The sequence below is a fragment of the Sphaerisporangium sp. NPDC051017 genome (assembly GCF_040683095.1).
Taxonomy (GTDB): domain Bacteria; phylum Actinomycetota; class Actinomycetes; order Streptosporangiales; family Streptosporangiaceae; genus Sphaerisporangium.
In genome coordinates this window covers 1-9,568 of record NZ_JBFBCI010000111.1, presented here as the reverse complement: position 1 = coordinate 9,568, position 9,568 = coordinate 1, and the positions used below count along the sequence as shown (strand labels likewise).

Here is a 9,568-nt window from a genome sequence, read left to right as displayed (position 1 = left end):
CCGCACCCCTCCACGGACTCCGCCTGTCCCATGGTCATCACCCAGTCACCTCCAGATGCTCGGATTCCCTGCGGTCACAGCAGGTTGGATGGCAAGCTCTACCGAGAGTGACTGATTGGCTACTAATCTGCAACCGGAATCGAGATTATCTAGAAGATTGCATTCGATCTTGTGCACGACTGCAACTCATCGATGAGTGGCAATTGGGCAACTTTGTCCAATTGCCACCTTCAGGACGGACGGCACCGAGGGTGCAGAAGAGAGGGAAGGCCCGAAATGTCGCAAGCAAGCCCTACCATCCGGCAGCGCAGGCTAGCTGCGGAGTTGCAGCGCCTCAGAGAGGTAGCCGGGTTCGCCCGGGAGGAGGTCGCAGAGCGACTCGAGTGGCATGCCACGAAGGTGTGGCGGCTTGAGAACGCCCGTTCCAACGTCACGATAGGTGACCTTCGCCACCTCCTCGACCTCTACGAGGTAAACGGCACACATCGCGAAGCGCTCATCGCGCTATCCCGCCAAGCACGCCAAAAGGGGTGGTGGACCGAGTACCGAGACGTATTCACCGGCTCCTACAACGATCTCGAGGCTCAGTCCTCGACGCTCAGGAACTACGAACCACTGCTGGTCCCCGGCCTCCTCCAGACGGAGGCGTACGCACGAGCGGTGATCCGCGCCGCGCCCGTGATGGATCCGAAGGAGGTCAAGCGCCGTATCGAAGCACGCATGGCGCGGCAGCGTCTCCTCGTCCAGGAAACCACGGGGCCGCAACTGTGGGTCGTCATCGACGAAGCCGCAATCCGACGGCCTGTCGGCGGGGCGAAGGTCATGCGCGAGCAGTTGCAACGACTCATAGAACTTGAGGACGAGTCCAGGATCACGATCCAAATCATCCAAAACGCCGTCGGCGCCCACCCAGGACTAACTGGACCATTCGTGATCCTGGACTTCCCCAACCCCGACTTCTTCGCACCGGTGGTCTTCCTGGAACTCGCTCCGGACGGCATGTACTTGGAGGAGACCGAGCAGATTATGCGATATACGCTGATGTTCGACCACCTCCGTGCAAGCGCTCTGGGTCCGGCCGAGTCAGTTAAGTTCATGAAAGCGGTCCAGGAGTGTCTTGGCGGTGACGACTGAATGAGGCGTGAGATGATCACCAACCGGGATCTGGACGTGTCGCAGGCCGTCTGGCAGAAGAGCACCTACAGCCAAGGCCAGGGCAACAACTGCGTGGAGGTTGCCAAGGTGAAGGCGCATGTCGTGATACGCGATTCCAAAACCCTCGCCGGCACCGCCCTGATCGTCCAGCGACGGGAGTGGTGCGTCTTCCTCTCGGAGATCAAGCAGGGTTGATGGTATGGACCTGCGTCCTCGACTGGACATCGACGTACGGCGACCTTGAGCCTCCCATCTGCGTAGTGCAGGCCGATAGCCTGGACTCTGCCATCGACCTGGCATTCTCCCTGGTCAGCGAGCACTTCACACGCGTTGCGGAGTGGCCAGCCCCAGACGACGTCGCGGAGCATCTCCTGTCAATCGCAACGTTCCACGGCGACCTCTCCACCGCGATCGCGTCGGAGGGTCATTACATCCTGCTTGCGACAGATCTCTGAGACCCGTACCAGCAACATTGGGCACTCAGGATGGGAGAGGCGTACGGGTCTCCACACCCTCGCTACGGATCTTGCGTACCTGCTCGGCGATGTGGACGGCGGCGTCTCTGGGATCTTCGTGCTCCCAGACGCGGATGACCAGCCACCCGGAGTCGGCGAGCGTCCGATCGGTTTGGGCATCTCGCTCCCGGTTGCGCACCACCTTCTCTGCCCAGTAGTCGGCATTGGTAGCGGCCTTGGTGTGGTGCTCAGGACACCCATGCCAGAAGCACCCGTCGAGGAAGACCGCGACCTTCGCCTTGCTGAACACCAGGTCGGCCGTACGTCGAATCTTCGGCAGCGGACGAACCGAGACCCGGTACCGCAGCCCCAACGCATGCACCGCACGCCGCAAGGCGAGCTCAGGCTTGGTGTCCCTCCCCTTGTTCGCCTGCATGCTCTTGCGGACGCCCTCACTGGATGCGCCGACAGGTCTCGTGGTCGCCATACGTCTACCGTACGAAAACGCAAGGTCGCGCGAGGCCAGATCATCTTCGGACAGCGATCAACAAACGATCTCGCTTCGGAGTAATCTCCGTCACAACAACAGAGAGGGAGGTGGCGATGACCAGGTTCACCAGCCTGGACATCTGCGCCGGAGCCGGCGGACAGGCTCTAGGCCTGGAGAGGGCGGGCTTCGATCCCGTGATGCTCTTCGACGAAGACCCCGACGCATGTGCCACCCTCCGCGCCAACCGCCCCGCATGGGACGTCCGTCAGCTCGACCTTGTGGATTTCGTGGGAGACGAGCACAAGAAGGTACTGGGCGTCGATCTCCTGGCAGGCGGACTCCCTCGACTTCCGTACTCGATCGCCGGCAAGAGGGAACAGGTCGCGGCCAGAAGTGATCCCCTACACGCGGCTGTCTGGTTGGCCACCGAGGTCCGACCTCGCGCCATCATGCTGGAGAACGTTCCAGCTCTGGTCAAGGACGACTTGTTCGCCGAAGCCCGCAGCTTCGTCGAACAGGAGCTGAAGAACAACGATTACGAGTGCGCCTGGGCCGTCTTGGACGCACAAGATCATGGAGTACCCCAGCGCCGCCAACACGGCGTCATGGTGGCGATGTGCCAGGGTGATCTCGCTCGGTTCGAGTGGCCAGGGTCGACCGGCACCCCGGGAACCGTCGGCGATGTTCTCTGGGCGTCGATGGCAAGCCGCGGCTGGACGGGGGCGGCGGCATGGCGCCTGCTCGCCAACGAGGTCGCGCCGACGATCGTCGGGGGATCCAAGAATCGCGGTGGGGCGGATCTCGGACCGACAGGAACGAAGAGAAAGTGGGCCCAATTGGGAGTGGACGGTGGCAGCATCGCGGACGACGTTCCTGACGCAGACTTCGTCATGCGCCCCAGTACCGATCCCGAGGACCGTGGATCGCTGCCGAAGCTGACCATCCCTCAGGTCGCGGCCCTCCAAGGTTTCCCCGCTGACTGGCTGGTCGTGGGACGAAAGACCTCTCGATACCGCCAGGTCGGTCATGCGCTACCCCCTCCGTTGGCCACGGCGATCGGCTACGCCATCGCGAAGGCCCTGAGCCGCTGAGGACGGCGGCAAGGCCGGGCACCGTCGCCAAGGGGACGCGCCGCTCTCGCATCGAGATGTCGGTGTTGCTCTACGATCGGTAGGGTAACGCGTATGACCGCCGGACCGTCCGATCGCATCAACATCGTCGACCTGTTCTCGGGCTGCGGCGGTTTCACCCAGGGATTTCACGAATTCGTGCCTACGGGCAGCGCATATTCACCCTTTCATACCGTGGGTGCCGTCGAGTGGGATATCGCGGCCGCCACGACGTACGCCGTGAACTTCGCGATAGAGGCAGGCGGAACGGATCACATATTCGCCGGCGACATCAAACGCTGGAACCCTGCCGATATCGATGCAAAGGTCGACGTTATTTTGGGCGGGCCACCCTGCCAAGGTTTTTCCGGACTAGGGAAAGAGGACCCGAACGACCCTCGGAACCAACTGTGGCGGGAGTACATTAAGGTGGTCAAAAAGCTCGAACCAAAGATATTTGTCATCGAGAACGTGGATCGGTTCTTCAGATCATCCGAGTACAAGGAGCTCATGGCGGCGGCCAACGGTGGAGACCTCAAGGACTACGAGCTCCAGCCGAAACATCTGGTCGCCGCCGACTATGGCGTGCCGCAGGCCAGAAAGCGCGCCATCGTTTTGGCCACGCACCGGGACTTGATCAAATCGCACCCCGCGGGAGCCCCTTTGAAGCATCCCGCTCCCACGCATATCGATCCGCGGAAAACCGAGGGAATTTTCTCGGGAACCGACGCGCTGGCTTCATGGGTGCCCGTGAGCTCGGTTTTCGGCGTGAAGGGGGAGCCGTTGACCGCGGAGGTGCCGGCCACCACCGAGCTCCCCGACGGGCGCTGCGACATTCTGGGGTACGAGGTGGCAGGACCGTTCAAGACAACAGACCTGCACATCGGCAGGAATCCGACACCTCTGTCGATTCGGCGATACGAAGACATCCCCGAGGGAGGAAACAGGCACGACATCAAGCCTGAGAACTCCACCGAAAGCTGGATGAACCATCGGACAGGCTCCCATGACGTCATGGGCAGAATGTACATCGACCGGCCGTCCGTAACGATCCGCACGGAGTTTTACAAGCCCGAAAAAGGACGCTACCTCCACCCCTGGGCGCACCGACCGATCACTCACTACGAGGCCGCGCTGCTCCAGGGATTTCCCGAAGACTTTCTCTGGTGTGGCGGCAAGACCGAAATCGCTCGCCAGATAGGCAATGCAGTACCCGTGGGCCTGGCGCGAGCCATCGCCAAACAGGTCTACAGCTACCTTGAGGCCACGGGGGAGATCGGCGCTCCCTCTGTAGAGTAATGCAAAAGGCGGCTCGAAAGCCGCTCACGGGTTCTCCGACGGTAGGCCGGGGCTCATCCTCAGGTCGCCCCGACCTTGCGACGTCGCATTCCCGCCGAGCCTGCTCAAGCGTTCGATGCGGTGGCCACCTTTTCGCGCCCCCGGACGGGTGCTTCTTCGTACAGCTTCTCGAACAACGGCACCAGGGCGTCCACAGCCGTTTCGGGTACGCGGATGTCATCGGGCCCTTCGGGAAGGGACTCGTACGGCAGATGCACGCTGTCGATGTCGTCCATCCACGCACGGTAGGCATCCGCGTCCTGCACCTCGTCGGGCGCTAGCAATTCGTACATCAAGGTGCTGCCTGCGGCGTTGACGGCCTTCGCCAAGGCGTTGACCTCCCGTCCGATGCGAATGCTCTGTCGGTCGAGCATTCGGACGATCGCCTGGGCGGTCGGCCTGTGCTGAACGATCTCGAGTCGGAGCGTGGTGTTCAGCATGTCCTGGTTTCCACAGGCGATCTCCACCGGACCGTAGTCGTCTCCGTCCCGGAAAAGTTCCGCCACCCACCAGAGACGAGCGAACGCCTGCGTGTGAAAAGCTCCCTGAAAACGAGCGGAGCTCACCTCGGGTACGGGCTTTTCCTTGCCGGGCCGTCCAGGATGGCGCCAGAACACATAGTCCGATGCGAGCCGCAAGGCGAGGAAGTTCCATAGTCTCGCGTCAGCGGCCTCTCGCCGTGACAAGCGCAGCGCTGCGTGCAGACGAGGCGCCAACCAGGCGTCGGCCCTCGTGGGTCCGTCGCCGTACCGCCGCATGGCCTCGTCGACCAGTTCACGCACCCTCACCGCCGCCCAACGCGACGACGAGTCCAGCGCGATACACGCCTTGGCGAGCGCGGCCTGGGGCAGGCTTTCCGCGCCGGTGCGCACACCGACGGTTAGGTACTTCGTTACGGTCGCATCCGGCAGCAGAGCCAACCGTTGCGGCCTGTCGAGTTCGTTCACTTGCCCTCCCCCGTGGAGCTCATCGTGCGGATGAACGCGCCGAGGGACTTGGATGTTCTGGCCTGTTTCATCGCGGCGTGGAGGATTCGGGTCTGGAGTTCTCCTCCGCCCTCTCCTTCTCGACGCCGTTCGCACAGTTCGACCAATGCGTCGCCAGGTGAGCGATCCGGGTAGACGTCGGACAGCATTCTCCGAAGAACCGACTCCCTCCACCCGCCGGGCCACTGTGGCTCGCCCTCCTCGACTTCGATCGCATACACGGCCGCGTTGAACAGAGCGGCCCAGCAATCCCCGGCGATCTGTGCCGCAACGGCATCTTGAACGGCCCTGTCGGCGCCGCTACCCGAATCCAGGAGCCGCTGTAATCCTTCGAAGCCGGTGTTGAGATAGACGATGGGCTCGTCGTCGGCGGCCTCAACGGCCCAGGGATCGGTCCTGTACGGATTCAGATACGGGTTCTCCTCCGAGGAGAAGTCTTTCCAAACGGTCTTTATCGTCCGCTTCCGTGTGGGTGTGCGGACCTGCAGATCGATGGTCCATCGGCGGTCGGTCCGGCCGACCACCCGACCTGCCACCCCGTGGACCGTGGCGGTGACGATGCCCTCGACCTCTGCCTGCCCCACGTGCCAATCCCGATGCAGCTCCACCACGCCGATGTAGTAGCCATCGGTGTGGGGCCGCATGAGGGTGAGGAGGCGGGTGTTCGTCTTTCTCTCCGTGAGAACGACGGCACGTCGCGGGTCACCCCATTCGTCCGAGTCCAGCTCAGTGGGAGTACGCATGCGGAAGACGATGCGTGCGCGCTCCCAGTCTTCGCGTTCCACCTGGTGCAACGCCACGACCTGTTCTTGTGGCGAGATGAGCGCGAGCGGTAGAGGTTTGCCGTCCAGGCGCGCTTCCTTGACCTCCAGGGTGATCTCGCCGTGAAGGGTCGGATACGGAGTCAACGCCTTCACGAGCCGGCCTCCTTGGGACGCGTTAGATCCACTTCGACCACGGACATCTGTGCCGCCACAGGATGGCTGCCGACATCGCTCACACCGGTGAACGCCGCCGTTCGGGCGCCGGACGTGAATCGCAGGAGCTTTCCGTCAACGAGTTCGCAGTGCGACTCGGGCACGAGTTCAGCCCACCCGACCAGTGGTTTCGGACCGGACCGTGTGGCGAACCGCAGCACCGGTGCCATGATCCAAGGATCTTCTCGTTGCGGAAGCCGGACCTCGACCCGCACCTGCCAGGCGCCATCCGGTCTCACGATCCCCTCGACCGCTCCGACCGTGGGGAAGCCCGGACTCCGGGGAGGGGACGGCAGATCAAGACTGAGCAACTCGCGGAGCACGGTCGGACCGTCCTCGGACTTCTTCTCCGGTGTCCGAACCAGCTTTCGGACCTCGGCGAGCATCCCCGCTCGGAACTCCTGGATCCGAGTCGCGGCGCCTCTCAAGTACATGGCCGTGAGGTCGTCGGTCTTCTTCCAGTCATTGTGCTCCGGCGGCTCCGCCGCGCGTAGGAATTTCTCCGCGGCATACGCGTCCTCTTCCTCGGAGCCGGTAGCCAAGCCTGCGAGGAGAACGGCCTGGAAGCGACGTACTCCCAGGGGAAGGTCCGTCACCGAACGGGACATGACCACCATGCGACTGCCACGCATGCATACGATCTTGTTCGGGGCCTTGTCATCGTCGGTGGTCGGGGTCAGCAGGAGCACGGCGTCGTGTGCGGCCGGCGGTTCCGACGCGCTCGCCGCGGGCTGTCTCAGGGCGGGAAGCCCCAAGCGCACGGTCGTGCTCACGACGTCCTCGTCCGAGGTCAACTGCTCTACCGTCTCCCCTGCAAGGAAGGCGCGAAGAGCACGGACACGAGCCGGCTCGTGCTCGCGGGGATCCACGCGTTCCGCCGCCTTGACGACCTGACCATCGCGAAGCGCGATCACCGAAGCCTCCAACATGGGCTGCTCCGTGGCGGTCGAGACCATCGACGCCCAGAAGTTCTCCGCGAGACTCTTGACCAGGACCTCGTGCATCTCCTCCAGGGTCGTCGCCTCCCCCGTGCCGTCATGAGCGCCCACGATGAGAAACGAGGTTCCCGGAGCGTCGTTGTCGCGCTGCAGTTCCAACGCCTCAACTGTGCCGGGGTCGGCCCACCAGGAACAGGCCGTTCCTCCTCGCTGGGCGTCTGGTTCCCCGAGCCACGCCGGGCCCGCATAGTCCTTGCCGTTCACTCGGCGCCACGGGAGATCGAGACGTCCGATGACTCGGCGTGCGGTTCGTCCTTCATGAGCCTCGGAAAGCGTACTGTTGATCAGCACCAGACCCAACTGACTGGTGGCCCAGAGAACGGCCTTCCCCAGGCCGAACGATCCGCCAGCCGAACTGGACTTGTCGTGGCTGTCCAGTTGACGACGAACCACGGCGGAGAACCGGCCGTCGTCGTACTCGGGCCCGATGAGACCGTTGGCATTGTAGTCATCGACCCGCAACAGCAGCAGGCTGCTGGATTCGCGCATTTCCTGCAATCCGTTGGCGAGGATACGTCCGACCTTTGTGGCGGCATCAGCAGCCGCCTTGTAGTGCGCCTCCAGTTCGTCCCAGCGCAGCGCCTCCAGGAAGCGGTACAGCCTCTCACCGGAGATTTCATGCAGGGTGTAGCGCACCCTCACCGATCGACCGTGGTCGTACCTCTCGTCCAGGCTGTTCTGGGTCGCCTCCCTCGCGAGCACTCTCAGGTCCGAATCGAAGGCAAACGCCGCCGGATTACCCAGCTCTCGACCGCCGTCCTTATGCGCGGGCCGGTGATACCAGACGACATGCCCCGCAGAGTCGGGCACGTCATCCAAGGTCATCACCGAGCCGGTGCTCAACCCGAGGATCTCTTCGATCGCCCGGATCTTCTCGAGGCGAGGTTCCGCACGTCCGGTGACCCAGGCCGAGACGGCGGCTCGCGTGACGTCGAGGCGCTGAGCCAGCTCGGCCTGGCTCATGCCTTGGCGCCGCAGCTGCCTTCCGAGCCAGGCTCCGAAGCCGCCCTGGTCCTCCATGCCCTCCTCCTCCGGGCGGCGAGCCAGCGCCCCGCCGTCCCTTTGACACGGCAGCGTACGTCAAATGCCGCTTGACGTCTACGACGCGAAGTTTGAGACTATGGTCCGGTGCTCAGCACACCAAGATCGAAGTTGCCGCGCACCCACCTGGCAAGGCACCCGCCGATCCCGCCCCACCCTCCACGGGCTGCACGTTTCGCCGGTTAAGTCCGATTACTGCCCTCCAGGCAGTAATCGGACATTTACAGCGATTTATCGTCGCATGGCCTAGCTCAGCAAGATTTCCCCGGGAAGGTGGCGTAATAGCCCGAAGATGCGGTAGCTTGGTCAGCACTCCTAACGGGATCGGGTTACATCCGATCTCGAACGGGTGAGTTGTGTCTTGCGCCACCCCGAGGCACTCGGGCCAGCTGTTGTGTTGAACGCGTAAAGCTCCACCGGTAAGCCCCGCAGCGCTTTCCCCAGAGAGGTGGCCGCACACTCATGGAGACGTAGAGCCGTCCGCATCTTCTGATACCCGGACGGGAGGTTCATCCCGTCGTCCATCTCCGCGCTTCCGCATGCGCGAATGGTCATCACGATTCGCATTTCCCCCACAGAGCCGGTCAACTCGATCCGTAGACCGCCGACCTGGGACGGGACACATCGCGAGTCGCTCATCGGGGTTCTCTCAGTCATCCGAAGTCGAAAGGCGAAGCACATAGTGCTGAATACCCGAATCGGTCGTCGTCGCGCTCCTGGCGGCGCGAAGTCCATCGAGCTTTCCCTGACGCTGCGGAAGTTTTCTTGGACGTGGAGCGTCTCACTGGAAGACTATGGCATGTGGAAGGAGCTTCGCTTCGCGACCTTCCGGAGTCCCGTCCGGCCGCCTAGCCATGATTCCAATTAGGTCACGCACGTAGTCCTGGTCTCTCGCTCGATCGTCACGAGAACAGAATCGCGTACCGACGAACCTCTCGCGACGCCCTAGCGAACCAATCGCCAAAAACTCAATAAACTTGCGGTCCTTCACCACCCGTCGTCGGCCGGCTCGGCCGGCC

The 9,568-nt window shown here is 63.1% G+C and carries 9 protein-coding genes; 5 read left to right on the top strand and 4 right to left on the bottom strand.

Translation table 11 applies throughout. The annotated features are described in order from the left end of the window. The first annotated feature begins 276 nt into the window (after window positions 1-276). The 3 genes from AB0M95_RS39990 to AB0M95_RS39980 are packed head-to-tail and all read left to right on the top strand — an operon-like array spanning window position 277 to window position 1,610. Window positions 277-1,134, top strand: a complete 858-nt coding sequence (locus AB0M95_RS39990) for a helix-turn-helix transcriptional regulator (protein ID WP_363776676.1) — start codon at window positions 277-279, stop codon at window positions 1,132-1,134. Window positions 1,135-1,146: 12 nt separating this feature from the next. Next, the gene (locus AB0M95_RS39985) at window positions 1,147-1,350 is read left to right on the top strand and encodes a DUF397 domain-containing protein (RefSeq protein WP_363776674.1); all 204 of its coding nucleotides are present in this window, start codon (window positions 1,147-1,149) and stop codon (window positions 1,348-1,350) included. Then, a complete protein-coding gene (locus tag AB0M95_RS39980; RefSeq protein WP_363776671.1) occupies window positions 1,350-1,610 on the top strand; it encodes a hypothetical protein in 261 nt (86 codons plus the stop codon). The genes AB0M95_RS39985 and AB0M95_RS39980 overlap by 1 nt, the downstream gene beginning before the upstream one ends. 25 nt (window positions 1,611-1,635) lie before the next feature. Here the strand turns inward: AB0M95_RS39980 and AB0M95_RS39975 are convergent, their stop codons facing one another. Then, entirely contained in the window at window positions 1,636-2,097 is a 462-nt protein-coding gene (locus tag AB0M95_RS39975; protein WP_363776668.1) for a very short patch repair endonuclease, read from the bottom strand. A 116-nt stretch (window positions 2,098-2,213) separates the two neighbouring features. Between AB0M95_RS39975 and AB0M95_RS39970 the strand changes: the two genes are divergently transcribed. Together AB0M95_RS39970 and AB0M95_RS39965 are read left to right on the top strand one after the other, a co-directional pair. Next, a complete protein-coding gene (locus AB0M95_RS39970; protein ID WP_363776665.1) occupies window positions 2,214-3,191 on the top strand; it encodes a DNA cytosine methyltransferase in 978 nt (325 codons plus the stop codon). A 93-nt stretch (window positions 3,192-3,284) separates the two neighbouring features. Continuing rightward, window positions 3,285-4,508 carry a DNA cytosine methyltransferase gene (locus tag AB0M95_RS39965; protein ID WP_363776662.1) on the top strand — a complete coding sequence of 408 codons (1,224 nt, stop codon included), beginning with the start codon at window positions 3,285-3,287 and terminating at the stop codon, window positions 4,506-4,508. A 104-nt stretch (window positions 4,509-4,612) separates the two neighbouring features. On the opposite strand, the gene AB0M95_RS39960 is transcribed toward AB0M95_RS39965, so the two are convergent. From AB0M95_RS39960 to AB0M95_RS39950, 3 genes are read right to left on the bottom strand one after another with little or no spacing between them, the layout of a single operon-like run. Next, complete coding sequence (locus tag AB0M95_RS39960) at window positions 4,613-5,494, bottom strand: DUF6339 family protein (protein WP_363776660.1); 882 nt, start codon at window positions 5,492-5,494, stop codon at window positions 4,613-4,615. Next, a complete protein-coding gene (locus tag AB0M95_RS39955; RefSeq protein ID WP_363776657.1) occupies window positions 5,491-6,450 on the bottom strand; it encodes a hypothetical protein in 960 nt (319 codons plus the stop codon). Before AB0M95_RS39955 ends, AB0M95_RS39960 begins: the two co-directional genes overlap by 4 nt. Then, the gene (locus tag AB0M95_RS39950) at window positions 6,447-8,528 is read right to left on the bottom strand and encodes a helix-turn-helix transcriptional regulator (protein WP_363776654.1); all 2,082 of its coding nucleotides are present in this window, start codon (window positions 8,526-8,528) and stop codon (window positions 6,447-6,449) included. Before AB0M95_RS39950 ends, AB0M95_RS39955 begins: the two co-directional genes overlap by 4 nt. Window positions 8,529-9,568: the final 1,040 nt, after the last annotated feature.